Source organism: Paenibacillus sp. FSL E2-0190 (genome assembly GCF_037992965.1).
Taxonomy (GTDB): domain Bacteria; phylum Bacillota; class Bacilli; order Paenibacillales; family Paenibacillaceae; genus Paenibacillus_AQ; species Paenibacillus_AQ odorifer.
Genome location: NZ_CP150306.1, coordinates 6,612,465 through 6,634,925, shown reverse-complemented (window position 1 = coordinate 6,634,925; position 22,461 = coordinate 6,612,465). Strand labels below are relative to the sequence as shown.

The 22,461-nt window shown below is 45.2% G+C and carries 16 protein-coding genes; 10 read left to right on the top strand and 6 right to left on the bottom strand.

The features are described from left to right. Window positions 1-218: 218 nt before the first annotated feature. The 4 genes from NST25_RS29200 to NST25_RS29185 all read left to right on the top strand — a co-directional run bounded on the left by NST25_RS29200 (window position 219) and on the right by NST25_RS29185 (window position 3,951). A complete protein-coding gene (locus tag NST25_RS29200; RefSeq protein ID WP_036681949.1) occupies window positions 219-1,046 on the top strand; it encodes a formate/nitrite transporter family protein in 828 nt (275 codons plus the stop codon). Between the two features lie 460 nt (window positions 1,047-1,506). Further along, window positions 1,507-2,727 carry an MFS transporter gene (locus tag NST25_RS29195; protein WP_036681946.1) on the top strand — a complete coding sequence of 407 codons (1,221 nt, stop codon included), beginning with the start codon at window positions 1,507-1,509 and terminating at the stop codon, window positions 2,725-2,727. Window positions 2,728-2,795: 68 nt separating this feature from the next. Then, window positions 2,796-3,326, top strand: a complete 531-nt coding sequence (locus NST25_RS29190; RefSeq protein WP_339813027.1) for a GNAT family N-acetyltransferase — start codon at window positions 2,796-2,798, stop codon at window positions 3,324-3,326. Then, window positions 3,307-3,951, top strand: coding sequence for an MOSC domain-containing protein (locus NST25_RS29185; protein WP_340393025.1), 645 nt, complete (start codon window positions 3,307-3,309; stop codon window positions 3,949-3,951). The genes NST25_RS29190 and NST25_RS29185 overlap by 20 nt, the downstream gene beginning before the upstream one ends. Window positions 3,952-4,045: 94 nt before the next feature. Here the strand turns inward: NST25_RS29185 and NST25_RS29180 are convergent, their stop codons facing one another. Next, window positions 4,046-4,594, bottom strand: coding sequence for a GNAT family protein (locus tag NST25_RS29180; protein ID WP_036681941.1), 549 nt, complete (start codon window positions 4,592-4,594; stop codon window positions 4,046-4,048). Between the two features lie 230 nt (window positions 4,595-4,824). Between NST25_RS29180 and NST25_RS29175 the strand changes: the two genes are divergently transcribed. Beyond that, window positions 4,825-6,531: a glutamine--tRNA ligase/YqeY domain fusion protein gene (locus NST25_RS29175; RefSeq protein ID WP_340394478.1), complete on the top strand. Its 1,707-nt coding sequence runs from the start codon at window positions 4,825-4,827 to the stop codon at window positions 6,529-6,531. An 85-nt stretch (window positions 6,532-6,616) separates the two neighbouring features. Here the strand turns inward: NST25_RS29175 and NST25_RS29170 are convergent, their stop codons facing one another. Further along, window positions 6,617-7,852 (bottom strand): MFS transporter, encoded by a 1,236-nt coding sequence (locus NST25_RS29170; protein WP_305953522.1) that lies wholly within the window; start codon window positions 7,850-7,852, stop codon window positions 6,617-6,619. A 362-nt stretch (window positions 7,853-8,214) separates the two neighbouring features. Here NST25_RS29170 and NST25_RS29165 point away from each other — a divergent pair, with 362 nt between their 5' ends. Genes NST25_RS29165 through NST25_RS29155 form a run of 3 tightly spaced genes read left to right on the top strand, consistent with a single transcriptional unit; the run spans window position 8,215 to window position 11,727 of the window. Further along, window positions 8,215-10,071, top strand: a complete 1,857-nt coding sequence (locus NST25_RS29165) for an ABC transporter ATP-binding protein (RefSeq protein ID WP_076192341.1) — start codon at window positions 8,215-8,217, stop codon at window positions 10,069-10,071. Continuing rightward, the gene (locus tag NST25_RS29160) at window positions 10,001-10,678 is read left to right on the top strand and encodes a response regulator transcription factor (RefSeq protein ID WP_036681932.1); all 678 of its coding nucleotides are present in this window, start codon (window positions 10,001-10,003) and stop codon (window positions 10,676-10,678) included. Before NST25_RS29165 ends, NST25_RS29160 begins: the two co-directional genes overlap by 71 nt. After that, entirely contained in the window at window positions 10,675-11,727 is a 1,053-nt protein-coding gene (locus tag NST25_RS29155) for a HAMP domain-containing sensor histidine kinase (RefSeq protein ID WP_340393023.1), read from the top strand. The genes NST25_RS29160 and NST25_RS29155 overlap by 4 nt, the downstream gene beginning before the upstream one ends. Before the next feature lie 263 nt (window positions 11,728-11,990). Here NST25_RS29155 and moaA read toward each other — a convergent pair whose 3' ends face one another. Beyond that, window positions 11,991-12,992 (bottom strand): GTP 3',8-cyclase MoaA, encoded by a 1,002-nt coding sequence (gene moaA / locus NST25_RS29150; RefSeq protein WP_076192346.1) that lies wholly within the window; start codon window positions 12,990-12,992, stop codon window positions 11,991-11,993. A gap of 416 nt (window positions 12,993-13,408) precedes the next feature. Between moaA and NST25_RS29145 the strand changes: the two genes are divergently transcribed. After that, window positions 13,409-14,101, top strand: a complete 693-nt coding sequence (locus tag NST25_RS29145) for a molecular chaperone TorD family protein (RefSeq protein ID WP_076123947.1) — start codon at window positions 13,409-13,411, stop codon at window positions 14,099-14,101. Between the two features lie 666 nt (window positions 14,102-14,767). Here NST25_RS29145 and NST25_RS29140 read toward each other — a convergent pair. Beyond that, window positions 14,768-17,950, bottom strand: a complete 3,183-nt coding sequence (locus NST25_RS29140) for an efflux RND transporter permease subunit (protein WP_340393021.1) — start codon at window positions 17,948-17,950, stop codon at window positions 14,768-14,770. 115 nt (window positions 17,951-18,065) lie between these two features. Further along, window positions 18,066-18,983, bottom strand: a complete 918-nt coding sequence (locus NST25_RS29135; protein ID WP_076276923.1) for a TetR/AcrR family transcriptional regulator — start codon at window positions 18,981-18,983, stop codon at window positions 18,066-18,068. Window positions 18,984-19,209: 226 nt separating this feature from the next. Between NST25_RS29135 and cls the strand changes: the two genes are divergently transcribed. After that, on the top strand, window positions 19,210-20,718 hold the full coding sequence (cls, locus tag NST25_RS29130; protein ID WP_076123942.1) for a cardiolipin synthase: 1,509 nt from the start codon (window positions 19,210-19,212) through the stop codon (window positions 20,716-20,718). 51 nt (window positions 20,719-20,769) lie between these two features. Here the strand turns inward: cls and NST25_RS29125 are convergent, their stop codons facing one another. Then, entirely contained in the window at window positions 20,770-22,305 is a 1,536-nt protein-coding gene (locus NST25_RS29125) for a phospholipase D family protein (protein WP_340393020.1), read from the bottom strand. Between the last annotated feature and the right edge of the window lie 156 nt (window positions 22,306-22,461).

Sequence of the window (22,461 nt, the reverse complement as noted above, 5' to 3'; positions counted from 1 at the left end):
GTACGCTCAAATGTAATCCAACGAAACAAGATATGCTGGCTTAGCCGGTCATACACAAACTTCTATTTGTGCTCAGGTCGCAGTAAATTTGACATGTCAGTGAAAACTTTCACTTAGTTTTCTCAAAGTGATAATTATCACGTTAATGTATTTTACGACACGCTACAATGGTCATAAAGGAACAAATTTGAAGTAAATAGATGAAGGGGATAGGAACCATGGCTTATAGCAAACCGCAGCAAATTGCCGAAGTAACTGTAGAGAACGGCATAAAAAAAGCTCATAATCCGCTAAGTACCGTACTTATTCTGGGCTTTTTGGGAGGAGCGTTTATTGCGCTCGGGTTTTTATTAGATATTCGCGTCATTGCTGGCGCACCACAGGAATGGGGTTCCATTGCTAACTTTATCGGAGCCGCAGTCTTCCCCGTTGGGCTGATCATGGTACTCCTTGCAGGTGGAGAACTGCTGACAGGGAATATGATGGCCGTGCCGCTCGCTTTTATGGCTAAGAAGATTTCTTTCTGGGAAGTTGTGAAGAATCTTTTGCTCATTACGATTAGTAATCTGGCAGGGGCATTATTTGTAGCTTATTTCTTCGGTCATGTGGTGGGTTTAACTTCAGAGGGTGTGTATTTAGAAAAATTGGTGGATATGGCTGGTCATAAAATCGATGCAGAATTCTTTCCGGCATTTGTTTCGGGTATCGGCTGTAACTGGCTCGTTGCGCTGGCCGTATGGCTCTCCTATGGAGCAGATAACTTCAGCGGCAAAATCCTTGGTATTTGGTTTCCAACGATGGCCTTTGTTGCGATCGGATTCCAGCACGTTGTAGCTAACATGTTCCTAATTCCAGCAGCTATTTTTGAAGGTTATTATTCATGGGGGCAATACTTCACTAACTTTGTTCCCGTCTGGCTCGGCAATCTAACGGGTGGAGCAATATTTGTCGCAGCTGCCTATTGGATGGCATACTTGCGTAAAGCACCTACGGCTATTCAATCCGTAGATAGCATGTCCGGCAGCAGTGTCAAAAAACACGCTTAAGCTCGTCTTATAGAGCACTCCATAGAACATTCAAGGTCTGCCTTATTGGTGGCGTTAATGTTTTAGGGGTGCTTTTTGTTATGTAGACACAAAAAAATCCGCCGTGATATATCCGCGCTCGGGGGAACGAAATCGGATCACGGCGAATTTTGAAGGGGGAGTGTTTCTAGGCTCTATTACCCCGTCTTTCTAAAAGCGAATCAGTTTCTTCTTGTTTAGTTTGCTTTACGGACGACAGCCACGGCTTTAAAATAAGAATAGATATTAGAACTAGGGAGGACTGCGGACGTGAACCCCAAGGGAGACGGGATATTTCATGCGATATGTGCGTCTTATCCTCTAGATTTCATGCGTACTTTATCACGATAAAACGTCAATGTGTATGCTTGCTCATAGCCCTGTTTTGGGATGATACTGGATGAATTAATGACACATATATAACAGGGGATGTACACTACTTATGAAGTTTTTACAGGCATATCCAAAAGAAGTGAAGATATTTCTAATTGCCAGCCTAATTAACGCAACAGGTAGTGCGCTGATGTGGCCGCTCGTTACGATGTATGTATTTGATGAGCTTGGACGCAGCATGTCAGATGCTGGACTGGTGATTCTTATTCAATCGGTTGGTGGGATCGTGGGTCAACTACTCGGGGGCTCACTCTATCATAAGGTAGGCGTTAACCGGCTGATTGTCGGAGCGCTCGCCATGAATGCTTTGGCACTGTTCACCTTGCCGGCAGCTAGTAACAACTGGACGTTATTTATGGTAGCAATGGGACTGGTAGGATTATTTAATTCCTTATCATTACCTGCCATTCAGGCATTTATCGGCTTTCGTTTCACGAAGCAGCGTGGTGAGCTGTTTAATGTTATTTATGTCGCCAATAATATTGGTGTAGCACTGGGGACGGCATTAAGTGGTTTTTTGGCCGATATTTCCTATATGCTAAGCTTTGTAATGAATGGTGTAACTTCGGCGGTATTTGCGGGTTTCTTTTTTATATATCTGAAGAAAATCGGTGGAGAACCTGCGCATGAGGTAATGGGACATCAGAAGAATGAACCAGAGAAACAATCCACGTGGAAGCTAATGGGGCATACTCGTATTTATCTTTATATGGGGATCGGTTCTTTGTTCCTGCTTCTCGGTAACTCTATCTGGAATACAGGGGTATCTCCGTTCATTATTTCAGAGGGCTGGCCTAAGAAAACTTATGGTTTTCTCTGGACACTGAACGGTATTTTGATTTTTGCAGCTCAGCCATTGGTAACAATGATTAAGCGCTGGTTCGCGTCTACCTCAACGGCGCAAATGACTGCAAGTGCCCTGTTTTATTTGGGTGGCTATGCGTTTCTTTTGTGGATGCCTAATTATCCTGGCTTAGTGCTCGGAATGGTGCTTGCTACACTGGGAGAAATGCTGATTTCTCCAGCGATGCCATCCTTTATCTCGGATCATGCGGGGCGCAGCGCACCATTTTATTTGGGACTAAGCGGAGGGATTGGTGCAGTCGGGAGAGTCATTGGCCCTTACTTCATGGGCAGACTGTATGATAGCGGTGGTTTGGCACCGACAGCCTGGCTGGCCTGTGCGATGGCGCTGCTGTCTGTAGGATTTTTCGTCATCCATTCTTTAGTCAATCGTAAAGGCCATTCGTTAGAGCGGTCCGTAAGATAACTATACACAGTCGATTCCAACATCTGCTGTGAATTCTATAGAGGTGCAAGGCAAGGGGTGTACATCTTATGAAACAAATCAACAAGGCAAGGTTAACTATTAGACCCTCAGAGATTAAAGACGTGCGAGAACTGATTGATCTGGACCATCTGATTTGGACAGAGGACACTAGCCCGGGACCTATGTTGTGGCGCTCACAAGAGGATTTCTTGCTGAATGCTCCTCCGGGCTCTCAGCTCGTAGCGCTACAAGATGACAAGCTATGCGGATATGTCGGGTTTGGCTGCCCTAGTAGAATGGAGAGCAACCGGCATGTGTGCGAGGTTAATATTGCTGTTCATCCGAACTATCAACGTTTAGGCATCGGCCGGCAGCTCATGGAAGCCATTAAGGAACATGCTGCGGTGCATGCTATTCGTAAGCTTCGCCTGCGTGTATTATCCTGTAATGAATCAGCGATTTCTTTTTACCGGAAATGCGGTTTTGTGGAAGAGGGACGTCTGCGGGAGGAGTTTTATCTTGGCGGCCGTTATGTGGATGAGATATTTATGAGCTGTATGCTGACAGGAGGAACTGGATATGGAGATCGTCTCGCTTAATGTCGGTCGGCCGGTGACGGTGGATTATCGGGGAAAACCTTTGGAGACCGGAATTTATAAAACGCCTGTAGAAGGATCGGTTCAGCTTCATACCAATGGATTTGTTGGAGATGGTCAGGCAGATCTTATACATCATGGAGGTCCTGACAAGGCGGTGTGCGCCTATCCCATTGAGCACTATCCTTATTGGGAACAGCAGCTGGGAAAGAAACTGGAGTACTCGGCTTTCGGAGAAAATATCACCACAACGGGTCTGCTGGAGACAGAGGTGTGTATTGGCGATGTATATGAAATAGGCACCACTCTGCTTCAGGTTAGCCAGCCAAGATATCCTTGCTTCAAAATCTCACAAAAGCATGGACCCGCAGATCTTCCGGCTCAAGTTCTGGATACAAGGTATAGCGGATTTTACTTGCGTGTACTTCGTGAAGGAATGATTTCAACCGGCGATGCAATTGTCAAAAAAGAAAACGGAGACAGCAATGCTTCCGTGGCGCATGTACTGCATTTAATGCAGGTTGGGCTGCAAGAGGAAGCTGCTCTGGCAGAGCTTGTGGAGCTGGAAGCCCTCTCAGCCGTAGTACGGAACAAGTTTCGAAAACAGCTGGGTATGCCAGAGATCTAATCTTGGTCTGCTCAATAAAATAAACCTGGGGGCGTATGCCAGCCAGGTTTATTTCTGCTTGCGTGTTTGTTCAACTTTGCTTTGCTTAAGTAACTTAGCCGAGCAGCTGCCACTCACTACGTAATAAACCATATACGGCGTGATTCACGTAGCCATCGGGCAGCTTTTCTGCCTGTCTGATCACACCTTCGAGCACAAAACCAAGCCGTTCAGGAATTGCCCGGCTAGTTACGTTGGCGGTCGCGCAGCGAATTTCTACCCGCTGCAGCTCCATTTCCAGCAGTGCGTAGTCTACTAGAACTCGGCAGGCACTGGTCATATAACCTTTGCCTTCATAGCCATCACCAAGCCAATAGCCAATCCCTACCGAACGGTTATGCCAGTCAATCTGGTGATACCCAATGACGCCAGCGAGCTCGCCGCGGACCCAAAGTCCAGCAGTGAAGGCGCCATTGTCAGTGCCTTGTTTTATAGCATTTTTAATGAAATTAAGGGTGTGATCCTGTTCCGTAACGGCATCAACCCAAGGAAGCCATTGCCTAAGTCGTTCCCGCGAGCGCTCTACTAACGCGAATATGTGCCTAGCATGCTCAGGCATGAGTGGCTTTAAGATAAGCTCTTCGTCGATGACATAATTAAACAAGCGGTTGCCTCCTTTTCGGCACAAGGCCTTATGTATGATTATGGATTTTTTCTTATGATTATCATGCTACTCTATCGCCCGCAGAGAAGTCAAAAGGTCTAAAGATGCTAAAAATTGATCCAGGCCATGTGCCCCCTTTTATTGAACAATCTACAGTTAACGGGTATATTAGTAGGAAACATGTTTATACAAGAAGTAGTGTAACACTACAGAACGAAAGGTTGATAGCTGTGGAGAACCGTACTACCCCCTCCAATTTTATTAAAAATGTCATTACCGAAGACCTCCGTACGGGTAAAGTAAAAGAAGTTGTCACACGCTTTCCGCCGGAGCCGAACGGTTACTTACATATCGGACATGCCAAGGCGATTTGGATTAACTTTACACTGGCGGACGAGTTCGGTGGCAAGACTAACCTAAGATTTGACGACACGAATCCTGCCAAAGAAGATACGGAATATGTGAACTCCATTCAGGAAGATGTAAAGTGGCTGGGCTATGAATGGGAAGAGCTGCGTTTTGCATCGGATTATTTTGAGGAAATGTACAAACGTGCCGAATTATTAATTACTAAAGGTAAAGCTTATGTAGATGACCTCAGCGCGGATGAAATTCGCCAATTGCGGGGAACGCTGACGGAGCCAGGACAGAACAGCCCACATCGTGAGCGCAGCATCGAAGAGAATTTGGATCTGTTCCGCCGTATGCGGGCAGGGGAATTCAAAGATGGTGAGAAGGTTCTTCGTGCCAAGATCGATATGGCTTCACCAAATATTAATCTGCGTGATCCTGTCATCTATCGGATTACTCATGCGCATCACCATAATACAGGGGATAAATGGTGCATCTACCCGATGTACACGTTCGCTCATCCACTTGAGGACGCCATTGAAGGTGTAACTCACTCCCTTTGTTCGCTTGAGTTTGAAGATCAACGCCCATTTTATGATTGGGTCGTAGCGGAATGTGAGATGCCTTCTGTTCCGCATCAATATGAATTCGGCCGTCTGAATCTCGCTCAAACCATGACTAGTAAACGTAAGCTGAAGCTGCTGGTAGACGAAAAACATGTGGATGGCTGGGACGATCCGCGGATGCCAACGATCTCCGGCCTGCGCCGCAGAGGATATACGCCGGAAGCGATTCGTAAATTCGTGTACGAAGCAGGGATCTCCAAGAGTCAGGGTCTAGTGGACCTGCAAATGCTGGAGCACTTTATCCGGGAAGACCTTAAGTTAACTGTGCCTCGCACCATGGCTATACTTCGTCCGCTTAAGGTTGTTATCACCAATTATCCGGAAGGCCAAACAGAATGGCTTGAAGCGGAGAATAATACAGAGAATGAAGAAATGGGTGTACGCCAAATTCCGTTCTCTCGTGAGATTTATGTTGAGCGCGACGACTTTATGGAGAATCCGCCCAATAAATATTTCCGCTTGTTCCCCGGCAATGAAGTACGTCTGAAGCATGCTTATTTCATCAAATGTAATGAAGTCATTAAAGATGAGAATGGCGAGGTTGTTGAACTGCATTGTACGTATGATCCGGAAACAAAGAGTGGCAGTGGATTTACAGGCCGTAAGGTAAAAGGTACTCTGCACTGGGTAGAAGCTAGTCAAGCTGTGCCTGCAGAATTCCGTTTATACGAGCCACTGATTTCTGCTGAAGAAGTAGATGAAGCTGCAGAAGTTGAAGGTCTGGATTCCACGGTAGAGAAAGCGGAGCCTAGCTTCTTGAATCAGCTTAATCCTAAATCCATTGAAATCTTACAAGGTTTTGTGGAACCCGCGCTTAAGGACAGTGTGGCTCAGGATAAATTCCAGTTCTTCCGTCATGGCTATTTTAATGTAGATAGCAAATATTCGGCGCCTGGGCATCTCGTATTCAATCTTATCGTTTCACTGAAGAGTTCATTTCAGCCTCCAAAACAAGGCTAACACTTGATTCGTTCAGGTTCTTTATAATAAAACAGGCACAAACGTCCCGTTTAGGTACGTTTGTGCCTGTTTTTTATATTTTCGCTTATAATATTTCGATGTGAGAGAGTTCTTCCTCATCCTCTGTAGGGGGCCGGTAGCCTCCACGGTTTACAAAGAGCCACATGAAAGTAAAGCCTAGCGTTCCAAACAGTGTCAAGAAGACACCCGCTTGATACATGCTCTGTGCCCCTAGATTTTGATACATCCACCCGCCGAGAACTCCTCCAACAATACCGGCTATACCGCTCCAAGTCAGTGTGTAGAGCGCTTGTCCTGAAGCACGGTAAGGTCTTGGAATAAGAAGCATGGTCAGTTGAGTGCCTACATAGAAGAAACCCCCAAATGTTATGCAGTGTAAAATTTGAATGAGCACTACTTGGAGGGCTGTAGTCGCGTCCGCCATGAACCACCATCGTAGTACGAATAAAGCGCTAACCAGCGCAAGCCAGCCGAGCAGAACAGATATTTTACGTTTAAGGAATCGGTCGCAGAGAACAAATACACCCACTTCCAAAATAGAGGAGAGGAATACTGCGAGACCAATCATTCCCTTGGAGCCGCCTAGGTCCGTAATATACAAAGACATGAATGTAGTGTTCATGGTGTTCGGTATGGAAACTAGGATACCAAACAATATGAAACACAAGAAAAAGGGATTATAAATTAGTTTGCTGAAGCCTCTATACGGCATAGGAGCCATGCCAATGGTATGGTTAAGTTTCGGTAATGCAAGAATGGATAACATTGATGCACATAGTAAGCCTGCAAACAGATAGGACAAGATAGATACACCAGCCCAATCAAGGACCAATCCGGCGGCAATTGCAATTAGTGCCCACCCCAATGAACCCCAAAGCCGAAAAGAACGGAAGCGATAGTTAGTTCCGTCAATATAGCTGAGAATCATCGTATTGCTCTGAGCAAATAACGGTCCTTGGAAGAAATAGAACAAAAGAATGGAGATGTAGATCATCTCATATGTATTTGCCCGAAACATAAGCTGGGATAACACTAACGTTCCGATTAACATAAGCAAAACGATTCTCCGGATATTCTGGTATCGGTCAGTCCAGATTGCCCAGAATGGATTTGCAAAGATGGATACTAGCGCACCCATAGAAAATACGGCACCGATCTCTAATTTGTTCATCCCTACATCCAGCAGGTATAGTTGAAAGAAGCTGGAGAAGAGGACCATGGTTCCGTATACAAAAAAATTGAACCATTTTAAAGACGTGAAAGAAGATGGATAGTTAACGCCTTTCCGCAAATGCGTCACTCCTTTCCCACTAGATGTCTTGCATGGATATACTGACCAATATTAGGCCCTTCTATCACTGTAACACGTGTTGAAAAGGGATACAAACTTCCTTTTTTACTTTTTTACATTTTTTTAACGTTTATTTAAATTTGATCCGCTAAGTGACAAAAAACGCATATAACAAGTTTGCAGGTGGTAGAAATGTTAAGAGTTCGCTCCTCCTTATTAGGAATATGCCTGAGGATTATCTTATCTACGTTTGTATAAAAGAGAATCAATGGGTTTAACTTCAGTTTACAATTCAGGGCTAGGATGGGGTTAAGCGAAACAGAGAAGATACATTCTTCTCGCAGATTCACCAAGAAAAGGGGAGTTTTTGCATGAAAAAATCCGAAGCTAAGGGGAAAACGGCGCTGAAGCCATTCCTCACATTATTAAAAGAAACCAAGCCTTCATACGGCTTATTGGCAATAGCCATTGCACTAAGCATGATCTCGACATTGGTTAGTCTGGTGATCCCAATGTTTACCAAAAATCTGGTGGATGGCTTTTCTTTGGCTTCTGTCAGCAAGCTGCAAATTGCAGGCATAGCGGGTGCTTTTATCGCGCAGACGATCGCCGGGGGAATCTCTATCTATCTGCTGAATTATGTAGGCCAGAAGATGGTTGCAGGTCTTCGTGACCGGTTATGGCGTAAATTTTTAGTGTTGCCAGTAGCTTATTACAATGATAATCGGACAGGAGAAAGCGTCAGCCGGATGACGAATGATACAGGGATCATCAAAACGCTGATCTCTGAACATCTGGCCAGCTTATTTACCGGAGTGATTTCCATTGTGGGCTCCATTGCTGTGCTGTTATTTTTAAACTGGAAGATGACCCTTGTTCTGTTCACCGTTCTTCCACTATCTGCGTTGATTTTGGTGCCACTTGGACGGCAGATGTACAAAATCTCCAAAGGCATGCAGGACGAAACAGCTTCTTTTACCGCCACACTTAGTGGTGTATTGTCAGAGATCCGTCTGGTGAAATCCTCGGGTGCAGAGAAAAAAGAGTACGAAGCAGGCAAAACCGGAATTATGAACCTGCTCTCCTTTGGTATTCGTGAAGGCAAAATCAGCGCTATGATCAGCCCACTGGTCTCTTTTGTCTTTATGATGTTACTTGTGGTCATTATCGGTTATGGCGGAATGCAGGTATCTTCCGGGGCTTTGACAGCTGGAGAGCTGGTAGCCTTTATCCTGTATCTTATTCAGATTATTATGCCGCTTACTCAATTGACCACGTTCTTTACACAGATTCAGAAAGCTAAAGGGGCATCAGAGCGCATTATTGAAACCCTGGCAGCAGAAGAGGAGGTATATGAGGGCCAGGAAGAGGCGAACGGTGCAGAGGGTCCTATCTCGGTAGAAGATCTAAGCTTTGGATATAAAAATGGTGAGAATGTGCTAACCGATGTAAGCTTCCGGATGCTTCCGGGTCAGGTGACGGCTATTGTTGGACCGAGCGGGGGAGGCAAGACTACATTATTTTCACTGCTCGAACGATTCTATGAGCCTCAGAAAGGTATGGTTAAGCTAGGCGATAAACCAGTGTCAACCTTCTCATTACGCTCATGGCGGAAACTGATCGGGTACGTCTCACAGGAAAGCCCATTGTTGGCAGGTACGATTGCTGAGAATTTAACCTATGGATTGGATCGAGACGTTAGCATGGAGGAGATGCGCGCAGCAGCAGCAATGGCTTATGCAGATGGCTTTATCGATGAGCTTCCTGAAGGATATAATACGGATGTCGGTGAGAGAGGTGTGAAGCTCTCGGGTGGACAGCGGCAACGGATTGCTATTGCTAGAGCGCTGCTGCGGAATCCAAAGATTCTTATGCTTGATGAGGCGACCTCCAGTCTGGATAGCCAATCAGAGGCCGTAGTGCAGAAGGCACTGTCCAATTTGATGAAGGGCCGGACTACGATTGTAATTGCGCACCGTTTGGCTACTGTTGTAAATGCTGAGCAGATTATTTTTATGGAAAAGGGCCAGATTACCGGGATGGGAAGACATGAAGAACTGCTGGAAAACCATGAGCTATATCGTGAATTTGCCACCCAGCAGCTGCAGATGAATAACCTTGAGATTCAAGACAATAAAGAGGAGGCTCCAGTGATACATGACAAAAATACTAGTAGCGGACGACGATCCGCACATCCGCGAATTGGTAGAAGTATTTCTGAGAGCTGAGGGGATGGATGACATCTATGGAGCTTCTGATGGACTGGAGGCTCTTCAGATTCTGGAGAGCCATAACATAGACTTAGCCATTATTGATGTGATGATGCCCAATTTGGATGGCTGGGAGCTGTGCCGGAAGATGCGCCAAACCTATGATTTTCCGATATTGATGCTGACGGCTAAGGGAGAGACCTCACAAATTGTGAAGGGCTTTGAGCTGGGAAGTGATGACTATCTCGTCAAACCCTTTGAGCCAGTGGTGCTTATTGCGCGAGTAAAGGCGCTGCTCAAACGCTACCAAATCTCTGCTGCACAAAGTGTGGGGATTGGCCGGCTGCGAATGAATCGTAAAACCTACGAGGTATCCTCAGAGTATGGAGAAGTCACTTTGCCGCTTAAGGAATTTGAGCTGTTATTTAAGCTGGGCAGCTATCCGGGGCAGACATTGACTAGAGACAGGCTAATCGAAGAGATATGGGGTTATGATTTTGAAGGGAATGAGCGGACGCTCGATGTGCATATCAACCGTTTGCGCGAACGGTTCGCTCCTGATAAATACGGGTTTGTTATTCGTACCATCCGCGGATTAGGCTATCGGCTGGAGGCAGAGGCATGAACCGGTTTAAGGAGCTTCTTAAGCGGATTGGGATGACTTTTATTTACTTCGGTGGTGTTGGGATTAGCTGGAGTGCAGCTTATTTCTTGATGAACTGGATATATGGCAGGGTTGGACGCCCCTCTTCGGAGTATTTGACCCAGTTAATCGGCGTGATGGTCGGAATTGTGATTTTGTTTTTGATGGCATTGGTAACCTCCAAGTTATTCCGGGGCTGGGAACGTGTTTTTTATAAATCAATTATCGAAGGTTTAGGGCGGATTGCTAAGGGTGATTTCAATGTGGTACTTGATAATACAAAGGACTACGGTGATTTCGGTGAGATTGTAGAGAGTATCAACGTAATGGCCAGCGAACTGAGCCAGATGGAGACCATGCGTCAGGATTTTATCTCTAATGTATCGCATGAAATTCAATCTCCGCTAACCTCTATTCGGGGGTTTGCTCTTGCGCTGCAGGATGAAACTCTGAGTGTGAAGAGCAGGAGGCACTACCTTAATATTATAGTGGCTGAGAGTACCCGCGTATCTGGGCTCAGTGATAATTTATTGAAGCTGTCCGCGCTTGAATCGGGCAATTTTCCGTTTGAAAATCAGATTTACCGCCTGGATAAGCAGCTTAGAGATACGATTCTGGCTTCTGAACCACAGTGGTTGGAGAAAAAAATAGAGGTAGAGGCTGAACTGGAAGAAGTGAATGTATCTGCTGTAAAAGATTTAATGAGTCAGGTTTGGACTAATCTGCTGCATAACAGTATCAAGTTTACTCCGCAGAACGGTTGCATCCATATTAGCCTTCGCATGGTGGATGAGCAGGTAGAGGTGGAGATTCAAGATAGCGGGATTGGCATCTCGGAGGAAGATCTGCCTCGGATTTTCGAGCGTTTCTATAAGGCAGATAAAGCTAGAACCGCAAGTGGTGGCGGTAGTGGACTAGGTCTGTCATTGGTTAAAAAAATCGTTGAGCTGCATGAAGGTAAGGTAACTGCAAATAGTCGCCCGGGGGAAGGGACAGCGTTCAAGGTGAGCTTGCCAGTACGAATGAAATAAACTTGCTGTATGTGAAAAACAGCTGAAGCCGGTATTCTGGGTGGATTCGAAGACAATACCTTCCGTCCTGAGAAAAAGGCTACAAGAGCCGAGGCGGCGGCGACTATTTCTAAGCTGCTCGAAGCTCTATCTCTCTAATAGTGATTGAATAGCTCATCGCTAAGCTTTAAGCACAACGCCGCTTTCCCAGATCGTTCAGTGGGAAAGCGGCGTTTTTTGTATTTATGCAATTAAAAGAGGAACTATAATACCGGGATGGACGTTTATCCACCAATTTGAGACATGCGCCGAGCTGTCGGCGTGTGGCTCTGTGCTTTTTTCTCCAGAGCTAAGGCCATTTCATGGTTATGGGGTTTGTTGCCCAGCGCTTTCCGGAATAAGGCCTGCACAGCAGCAGGATCGCTTATTAAAGGACGGACATTGTATTCATCTGCCCAATACAGGCAAGCTTTGATGTGCCCATCTGCGGTAAGTCTCAGGCGGTTGCAATTATCGCAGAAGTGCTCGCTCACCGGATGAATCAGGCCGAATGTACCAAGGGCTCCGACAACCCGCCGATTCTGGGAAGGGCCATTCCCGGAGGGCATTTCTGCCGCTTCCGTTTCCCAACCAGCCTCAGTACAAGCTTCTACAACCCTTTCCAGAGGCAGATAAGTTTGGCGCCAAGCATCAGTAGCACTGCCAATCGGCATGTATTCTATAAAGCGTACATTTAGAGGACTCTCCAGCGTAAGGGAGATGAAGTCTTTGATTTCGTCGTCATTAATTCCTTTCATCAATACAACGTTAAGCTTTATCGGTTGAAGTCCGGCGGCTTGTGCGGCCTCGATCCCCTTTAATACCTTGGCGACTTCGCCGCCACGAGTAATCATAGAAAATCGATCCTGCCGTAAGGAGTCTAGGCTGATGTTTACCCGTGACAGACCGGCTTCTTTTAGCTGTGCTGCTTTGGCTGGAAGCATTAAACCATTTGTAGTCAGCGAAATATCTTCTATACCTGGGATCGCAGATATCATAGCAACAAGCTTTTCCAGATCTTTGCGGACAAGAGGTTCTCCACCAGTTAGTCGTACTTTACGTAATCCAAGAGGGGCTAGCGACTTAACGACTGCGGTAATTTCCTCGTAACTCAGAATCTCGTCCTGCGGTTGGAATTGCATCCCTTCCGCTGGCATACAATAGATGCAACGCAGGTTGCAGCGGTCGGTAACCGAAATGCGGATGTAATCGTGTAAACGTCCAAAAGGGTCCGTCAGCGGCTCCATGGCGTTGCTCCCTTCCTTTAAATCTGGCTGATAAATTGCTCTTATACTTTCTCGTATACACGCATAACGTCCCTAATAGGACAGAACGCAAAGTTGTTTATACTTGTTTAGAATTTTAAAGATCGCTTGGATTCACGTCAATGAGCAAAGTTCTGGACGACAGGGTTTCATTACATAAAACTGGACAAACTAGATAAGAAGATAACGCATATTGAACAACGGAAAGTGTGACAAAAGTACGACAAATAAAGTTTTTAGACATAGAATGCTCACGGAAAGCGCTTTTAATATCCGATATAATCTAGGTGCGGATTAGTTTTAACGTTCACTTTTGCGAAAACAGATAGGATACCGGAAACCGCACGTCGGTAATGTGACGGAGAGTGACCGGGAAACCATTGAGGAGGATTTGCAAAATGAGTACACATACTGTTCCATCGCTCACCGTTCCGGAGGCTTTTAGCCGTTGGTTGGAAAGTCGGGGATTAATATATCAGCTTTTAGTGGATTTTTTGGGTAGAAAACCATCACTCTCTCTAGTGGCTCAATGGAGCCGCAATCGCCAGATGAGTGTAGCGGCTGAGATGACGGAAGGCGGTCGGGAGCTGAAGCGCTATTTGAGTCAGGAACCGAACAAGCTGCCAATGATATGCGAGAAAGAGAGCAAAGAATATAAACGGCTTATGCAAGAACAGTCCGTTAGTTCTTTTAAATTGCGCGAAGCAGCGATTTTAGGACGCTCGGAGGATTTCTGTAACGTGCTTGCGGATGTGTACACCTCCGCTGGAATTGTATTCAATAAGTGTAATGGTGAAGCCGATGATCATATTGCTATTGAGCTCGAATTTATGGCAGTCATGCATGAGCGTATGCTTTACAATAGCTTTTCAATAAGAAGTGCTATGGAGCTGCTTGATATTCAGGAGTCCTTTTTGGAAAAGCATCTACTGCAATGGACACCGCAGTTCTGTCAGAAACTGAATGCAGCAACGGATAGTCCGCTATATCTAGGCCTCTCACATATGCTTGAGGAATTTCTGCCACTTGATCTGCAAATGCTTCGTTCCTGGAGAGCTTCACTGGAGAGCAGTGCAGCTACAAGCATTTAATATTAGAAAGCCCGGCCTAATTGATAGGTCGGGCTTTTGCGTGCTGGTCAAGTGGAAAAGAAGCGTTGTGTGAAGCACTAAATGATGATTAAATGAAGCACCAACTGAAGTAGTAATTGAAGTACCAACCGAAGCGCCTTATTGTTGCCTAACTCAAGCGCCGATAGAATAATTGGGCAATTTCTCCCTGAAATTCTAGAGTTTCTGGTCATTAGACTAATAATTAGGGAAAACCTCCCTAAAATATAGCTGATTCGGCGGTAATTAAAGAAATCCCCCTTATTATCAGGGAGGAATTCCCTAATTTCGTTCATTTAGAGCGAATATTGGCTTTTTTCAGGGATTTTTGCCCTAATTAGTTTAAGATCCACTCCGCACATCGCCCACGGTACTTCGTCCACCGTTCATAGCCCACTGCATATCGCATATCATACAGCACCCACAGTACATCAGCTATCACTCATCACTTATTTTTCACCGCTCAACTCTCCCTACTCACCACCCAACCTAATGGCGTTGAACATTGGCACAGCACACAGTCTATTGGCTAAAGCAAGAATCCGCTGTGCAGCCTTTTACTAAAAAAAGAAGCTGCCTCATAAGTAGAATTCACTACTTTGGAGACAGCCTCTCGTGTGAGCCTATTTACTTGTTCACATCATAGTTCTAATCAATTACCTTTTTGCTGCGGAATTTCATCAGGAATTCATACACGACTGGCACTACTACAAGTGTCAGAAGCGTGGAACTGACCAAACCACCGATTACGGTCACGCCGAGGCCCTTGGAGATAATTCCTGCACTGTTTTCAAGTCCAGTAACCAATGGCAGCAATGCACCGATCGTTGCAAGTGCAGTCATCAGGATTGGACGTAAACGTGTGCCACCTGCTTCAAGCAAGGCTTGACGCGTAGTGAGTCCTTCTTTTTCCTTATGAATAACGCGGTCGATAAGGACAATCGCATTCGTTACTACGATACCAATCAACATCAGCGCACCCATGAGCGAGGACACGTTTAAGGTTTCTCCAGCGATCAGAAGGGCAACGAGTACCCCGATCACTGTGAAAGGAAGTGAGAACAGGATAGCGAATGGTGCTAATCCACCGCCAAATGTAACCACAAGCACGAAGTATACGATGGCAATAGCAGCCGCCATAGCAATTCCTAATTGACCAAACGTATCATTGATCTGCTCGGTTACACCGCCGAAGGTAACAGTTACACCATCAGGCAATTCCATAGCGTCTATTTTTTCTTTCACGCTGTTCGAAGCGCTATTCACGTCACTCGAAATAATTTCGGCAGTAACATCTACCTTCATTTTACCGTCCATACGAGTAATCGAGTCAGGGGAGGAGCCATTTTCAATTTTAGCGACTTGCCCGATTGGCACGGAGATGCCTAGTGGGGAAGTCAAAGTAGCCTCTTCCATTTCTTTAATACTCTTGTACGTTTCTTTATCTGTTTCGATATAGACTTTGTAGTTCTTGCCGTCCAATTCTACTTCTGTGAGCACTGGACGTGTGCCTGCTGGACTCAGCTTCATCGCAATTTGTCCGGCTGTAAGTCCAAGGGAGCTAAGCTTCTGTTGATCCGCTACAATCGTATATTGATCGTAAGCTTCCTTGAGACTTGTTTCTGCGTCTTTGAAATTAGTGGTGTCAGCCTGTACGATTGAGGCAATCTCATCCGCGACTGGCTTCAGCTGATCCAGTTCATCTCCGAATACATTCACGGTCAGAGTGCTTCCACCCATGCCTCCACTCATCAGAGCGGACATGTCACCCCATACACCATCTGGCACTTCTGCGGTCAAACCTTCAATAAGCTTCTCTTTAACAGCTTCAAAATCAGGAGTGTCACTATCATAAACGATGAAAAATAGTCCTGAATTGCTGGATCCACCCATACCCATCGGGCTTCCGCCGCCAATGGAATATTGCATTTTGTCTATATGCTTCTGCGCTAAAATGTATTTTTCAGCTTTCAGACCTTGCTCTTGAACTTCCTCAATCCGTTGTCCAGCCTTTGGTGAATAAGTAAGCATTACGGTTTTATCCTCTTGGGATGGCATAAAGCTTACACCAATAGGTTTGATTAAGAACAAGCTGCCTGCAAGGAGAAGAACGGCAACTCCAAAAGTAACGAGCTTATGAGAAAGACACCAGTTCAGAATCTTTTGATAACCAGCAGAAAGTTTGTCTGGTTTCTCGCTGTGAGTTTTTTTACCTTTCAATCCATTACGGAACAACGAGTGAGCCATTGCAGGAACTAGGGTAATCGCAACTACTAATGAAGCGAGCAGGGCGAAGACCATGGTTAGAGCGAAAGGCAAGAACAGCTCACCAACCATACCACTAACCAAAGCAAGTGGTAAGAACACCGCGATGGTTACAATTGTAGAGGACATGATAGGCACGAACATTTCACGTGTGGCCGCACTGATTAATTCTCTACCCTTCAGTTTCTCACCAGATAAGGAGAGCCGTCGATATATGTTCTCTATGACTACAATCGAGTCATCGACTACCCGCCCAATCGCGACCGTCATCGCTCCCAGTGTCATCATATTAAGCGTAATGTCCATCTGCCGCAGACACAGCACTGCGATCAGCAGGGATAATGGAATAGAGATGATAGAAATAATCGTCGAACGAATATTCCGCAGGAACACCAAAATGATAATTACTGCGAATAAGGCACCAAATACCGCTTTGGACAACATCGTATTTACGGAGTCCTCAATGGGCTTACCTTGGTCAAGTAGAACAGTAAGGTCAATGCCTTTATATTGTGCTTTTAATTCTTCAGTTTTGTCTTTAACGCCATTTACAACATCAACAGTGTTGGCATCATTGGCTTTGACAATCTGAATACCGATCGATTCTTTACCATTTGTACGGGAGATGGATTCGGAATTGCCCACAACCTCAATCGTGGCCAGCTCTCCGAGCTTCACGGTTGGAAGTCCCATACTTGCAGCTCCGCCAGGAACAGCATTTCCAGCACCAGCACCAGCAGCTCCGTTAGCAGCACCAGCATCAACGCCGGCAGCTCCAGTAGCTCCAGTAGCTCCAGCACCAGCAGCGTTAGCGCCAGTTGGCATTACCGGAATGGTCACATTTTTAAGATCCTCAACGGTAGTGATGTTGCCATCCACGACAACTGCCTTTTGAGCCTTGTCCATCTCGAATAGTCCGAGTGGAACACGGAGGGAAGAGCCTTGAATGATACCTTTAACGGTATCTTCGGTCAGTCCATATTGATTAAGCTTATCTTGATTGAATTTGAGTGATACTTCTTTGACGTATTGACCAGAGATTTGGATAGAAGCGACACCCTCAACATCCTCCAGGGCCGGGCGAATATCGTTCTCAGCAATACGGGTCAGTTCCTCAAGATCCTGGGTATCCCCGTTAGAAAGACTGAGGGAGACAACAGGCATTGAGCTAAGACTAAAGCGGGAAATGGAAGGCTTCTGCACATTGTCTGGCAATGAGACTTCATTTAGTGATTCGCGCACTGCTGCTGTAGCATTATCCAGATTTGTTCCATAATCGAATTCAATTTGGATACTGGAGGCATTCTCCAAAGAAGTGGAGGTGATCGTCTTTACACCATCCACATTGCGGAGCTTTTGCTCCAACGGTTTGCTGACATCATTAACGACGCCTTCTGGTGCGGCCCCCGGATAAATGGTTGTTACGCTAAGATAGGGTATACTAATATTAGGCAAGGTTTCTTGCTTCATCGTCAGTCCGCTATATAAACCGGCAAACACAATAATTATCGTCAGAAGCCAAATGGCAAATTTGTTCCTGAGCGAGAAATTAATTAAGCTTTTCATAAGTTTCGTTTCTGCTCCTCTCGGCCCTCTTCTTTACGAAATAGGGCGCCATTATAAAAAATCATAATACTCACTATCCATGACTTTCTCTCTACCGAACTCTTCTTAGAGTCAATTAACGAAATACACATGAATTGTGCGGAATTGAGGCAATTAGCTTCCTCAGCTCTTCCAATTCTGCTGTGAGCTCAGAGCAGGATTGGAGGTTGGACAGCATCCCCTGAATGATTGCTTTTCGCGGGTGAGGGATAAGCACTTCACCTTCCAGAATGTTGAGCGATTCCAGCAGATCGGCTGCTTCTTCGGATGCTATACTATCTAGTTTACTGATCGCAGTCTTCATTTCTTTAATGAGCTGTAATGGATTTTTTCGTTTGTTCTCCTCATTCTCCGCCATCCAGTTTGCTAAAGTAGCAGAGTTGATTAGTGGAGCCTGTTTACTAGTAAGCAAGCCAGACACGATCATATCCATTAAATTCATTAGATGATCCGCCATATCGGCAATAGGTACCTGCGTATCCTTACGAAAAATAACCGCAATATAAGATTTGATGAGACCATGTCCGATCATACATAAATCTCCGGTATAGGGAACGACGTCTTTTCCGTAGAGCAACTCCATTTTTACCTGGAACCATCTTAAGAAGGAAGCGTTGTTTCTACGCAGCCAGTCCGGGACTTCAGTATCAAATCCTTTGCCCGCAACCTCCTGAATTTGACGCTGCAAGAACTCACGTAATTCGTACACATGACTTAGCAGAATTTCTATCTGATTCCTAAGCTTCTCACGTGGTGTTCGTCGGGTTTCCTGTTCTTCACGTAACAAGGGATCCCGAATCATCCGATAACAATAAAGGAAGATACTGCGCTCCAGTTCTTCTTTTGATTTAAATACCAGATATAAACTGCCCTTCGAAATCCCGCATAATTCAGCTATCTCTTGCATGGATGTGGACGAGGAGCCTTTTACAGCGAATAACTGCATAGCAATCTTAATAATCTGCTCCTGCTTATCAACAGTTTTATCATTCATTAAAGGATTAACCTCCTTTCTGACTACCCGGTTCTATAATTGACTAGTTGGTCAGAATAATTATATTCTATACAACCAGGCATTACAAATATCGGAACAGAAGGGTTACAGTTTTGTCGTAAATAGACTTTAAACAGTAATTTGCTAGGAAGAAATGTGTTCTTCATGTAATATATAAAATGTGTCAATTTCGTGTTGCTTGTATGAATAAGAAGGTAGGTAGAGTATGAGAAGAGGACTTCAATCTATAATTATCATTGGGGCATTCATAGCATTTTATTATTTTGGTTTCGGCATTTTTGGGAGTACTGCGGGAACGATTATTAGTATCTTCTCCACTCTGACAGTCATTTCGATTAGCTTGGCTATTTTTATGGAGAACCGTAATCCTTCTACAACAATGTCATGGATCTTATTGCTTGCGTTGATCCCGGTGCTGGGACTGGTCTTCTATTTTCTATTTGGGCAAAATGTGTTCAAACGCCGTAAATATGATAAAAAGGCACAAAGAGACCTTATGGCCTACGAAAGAATTGAGAATGACGCTTTACGTACGCACCAAGATTGGTCAGTCTTTGATCCCTCGCGCCAAAAACTGCTGCTGTTATCCAAAACTTTAGCACGTACTCCTATTTCCTTTGCATCAGAAACACGTATCCTCACTAATGGTGAAGAGACGTTTGGTACGTTATTGTTGGAGCTCCGTCAAGCTAAACATCACATTCATATGGAGTATTACATCTTCCGGGCGGACCACATTGGAACACGCATTAAACAAATTCTGATCGATAAAGCTCGCGCCGGTGTTGCAGTCAGATTTATGTATGATGCCGTTGGCAGTTTTCAGCTTTCCAAAGCTTTTTTGAAGGAAATGAGTGATGCCGGGGTTCAGGTGGCTTCGTACGGAAATTCAACATCCTTTTTTTCCAGTCGTGTGAATTACCGGAATCACCGTAAGATTGTTGTGATCGACGGCGATGTCGGATTCATGGGGGGTCTCAATGTAGGCGATGAATATTTAAGCCGCAGTAAGACTTATGGGTTTTGGCGTGACACACATATGTTGGTTAGAGGCGAAGCGGTACGGACGATGCAAATTATTTTTCTGCAAGATTGGATGCACACTACGGGTGAAAAAATACTGGAGCAAGACTATCTCACTCCGCAGCTTCGCTTTATGACAGGTGATGGTGCCGTACAGATTATTGCTAGTGGGCCGGATAACGAACGTCGTGCGCTCAAAAACATTTTCTTCTCCATGATCACTTCTGCCGAGAAATCGGTGTGGATTGCCAGTCCATATTTTATTCCTGATGAGGACATCTTAACTGCACTGCGTGTAGCTGCTGTTTCTGGTTTAGATGTGCGATTGTTATTCCCGGCTAAGCCGGATAAATGGATTCCGTTTCTGGCTTCACACTCTTATTTTCCGGCGTTGCTGGAAGCTGGCGTGAAGATCTATGAATATGAAAAGGGATTTATCCACTCGAAGCTGCTTATCGTTGATGGTGAAATAGCGACCATTGGCACGGCCAATATGGATATGCGCAGCTTCCACCTTAACTTTGAAGTGAATGCACTACTGATTCAGACGGAGAGCGTTGCTCGTATTGTTGCTGATTTTGAACGGGATTTATTATCTACCAGCTTAATTGAGCATGAGGAATTTATGAATAAGCGTATGGTGATCCGTATACTGGAATCTGCTGCTCGGCTTATGTCACCGTTACTATAACCCAAAAACCACCGCAGAGGGTGTTATCCCTCATCTGCGGTGGTTTTTGCTTTAAAAAGTGGTTAAACCCAAGGTGGTCTGCAACCGGAACAGAATGTACTTGAACCAAGTTACTTCCCCCTGATAAGCTTCAAGAGGCAGAGTATACTCATGGTCCTCGTTATTCCATAGTCGATTGAAGTAGGTTTCCATCTCGATATAAAGAGGCTGATCTTGTTTTACAGATACCCACAGATTATTCTCCAGGTTGTAGTCATCCAGATTGCGTGTCGTAAAATTGGTGGAACCGCCAAGAATGATGGAACTTCCAGTCTGTTTGGCAATGAAGAGCAACTTTGGATGATATTGCTCTTTGGTCGTATTGTACCAGCGAATAGAGATCTCTCCGTTTGTGCGCTTGTTCAAGTTCATGGCAACTGGACGGTTAGGAATGCCGATTTTATCACGGCCGAAGGCGTTCTGATTGGGGTCCAGTATCAATTTTACCGTAGCCCCTCGTTCGGTAGCCTCTACCAATTCATCGAGAATGGCATCATCGGCAAGGTAGAACATACCCATCCAAATGGTGTCACCCTTCTGCGCAGATTGGAGGGCTTGCCGTGCATATTTATATACCTTTCCTTCCGTTAAATAGCGGACCTCCATAGATTCTTCAGAGTGCTGATCCTTCTCTTTGGTGAAGTCTGGCTCATAAGTGAGTAGTGGCCCTGCATCCGAAAGATTGGCCGCGGCTTGTTCCGTCTGGAGAATATCAGCAATAATTGGGCCTTGTACTTCCAGAGCGATATTGGAATGATAGGCGCTGGCATCATGGATATTTCCTGAGGAGACTAGAGCGGTATTCTCACTAACAACCACCTTACGGTGGTTAGCCTTCACATTAAGTAGCTTCAAATAAGAACGTGCGGTAATATCCGGTCCTCCGCTGGCCATAAGATTAGGAATCCGGCCTTCGCCCGACTGTCCGAACCATTGAATAAAGGTACGCCAGACAGCGGAATAAGCAGGCGTAGAATCGCGTAGAGCATTTACATCGGTCAAAATCACTTTAATCCCCGCAGCCTTCAATTCTTCCAGAAGATGATTGGGTGCAGAGTTGTAATTGGTATTAACCTCATCTGTAATGAAGACGATCTCCATCTCAGGATAAGTTGTTTTTTGTAAAATAAGCTTGTCCGTCAACATTCGGCTGACCGGAGGAAAGGACTGATCTTTATGGGTATAATCATTGAAAAGAAAGAGGTCAATCACCAAAAATTCTTTGGACTCCTCGATAATTTGTAGAATCCTCGAAAGAATCTGACTCTCTTGAGTGCCCGTGGCTGTACCGTCCGAATAGGTCAGGTCGTGCCAGAAGGATACATGATTGGTTTTGTATATAGGGCTTTCATAGGAAATGCCGCGGGGTAAAGGTTTGTGGGTCTGGTAAGTCATTACGCCGATTAGCCAGAGAATTAGAATGAAGACAGCCCATAACACCATTGTACGGCGGCGTGAACCGGAACGTTTCTTCGTAGTTAAACCGGGAGAGTAGTTTATTTCTTTAGGTTTATAGGGGTGAACGGGTTGCTGACGATCTGAATTCATGGAAGTTCCTCCTGAAATTATTGCAGAGCACTTCCTTGTGATTGTTATGCTCCGGTGTATTACCAACCTATTAACACCTAGTGGAGCGAAATGAAGCAGCCCAAATATCCTTAACAGTAATGAAATAACATTCGGCTAGCTATAATGAGTTTGAGC

Coding starts and splice junctions, on each gene's coding strand:
- NST25_RS29200 (WP_036681949.1), top strand. CDS start 219: ATGGCTTATAGCAAACCGCAGCAAATTGCCGAAGTAACTGTAGAGAAC.
- NST25_RS29195 (WP_036681946.1), top strand. CDS start 1,507: ATGAAGTTTTTACAGGCATATCCAAAAGAAGTGAAGATATTTCTAATT.
- NST25_RS29190 (WP_339813027.1), top strand. CDS start 2,796: ATGAAACAAATCAACAAGGCAAGGTTAACTATTAGACCCTCAGAGATT.
- NST25_RS29185 (WP_340393025.1), top strand. CDS start 3,307: ATGGAGATCGTCTCGCTTAATGTCGGTCGGCCGGTGACGGTGGATTAT.
- NST25_RS29165 (WP_076192341.1), top strand. CDS start 8,215: ATGAAAAAATCCGAAGCTAAGGGGAAAACGGCGCTGAAGCCATTCCTC.
- NST25_RS29160 (WP_036681932.1), top strand. CDS start 10,001: ATGACAAAAATACTAGTAGCGGACGACGATCCGCACATCCGCGAATTG.
- NST25_RS29155 (WP_340393023.1), top strand. CDS start 10,675: ATGAACCGGTTTAAGGAGCTTCTTAAGCGGATTGGGATGACTTTTATT.
- moaA (WP_076192346.1), bottom strand. CDS start 12,992: ATGGAGCCGCTGACGGACCCTTTTGGACGTTTACACGATTACATCCGC.
- NST25_RS29145 (WP_076123947.1), top strand. CDS start 13,409: ATGAGTACACATACTGTTCCATCGCTCACCGTTCCGGAGGCTTTTAGC.
- NST25_RS29140 (WP_340393021.1), bottom strand. CDS start 17,950: ATGAAAAGCTTAATTAATTTCTCGCTCAGGAACAAATTTGCCATTTGG.
- NST25_RS29135 (WP_076276923.1), bottom strand. CDS start 18,983: ATGAATGATAAAACTGTTGATAAGCAGGAGCAGATTATTAAGATTGCT.
- cls (WP_076123942.1), top strand. CDS start 19,210: ATGAGAAGAGGACTTCAATCTATAATTATCATTGGGGCATTCATAGCA.
- NST25_RS29125 (WP_340393020.1), bottom strand. CDS start 22,305: ATGAATTCAGATCGTCAGCAACCCGTTCACCCCTATAAACCTAAAGAA.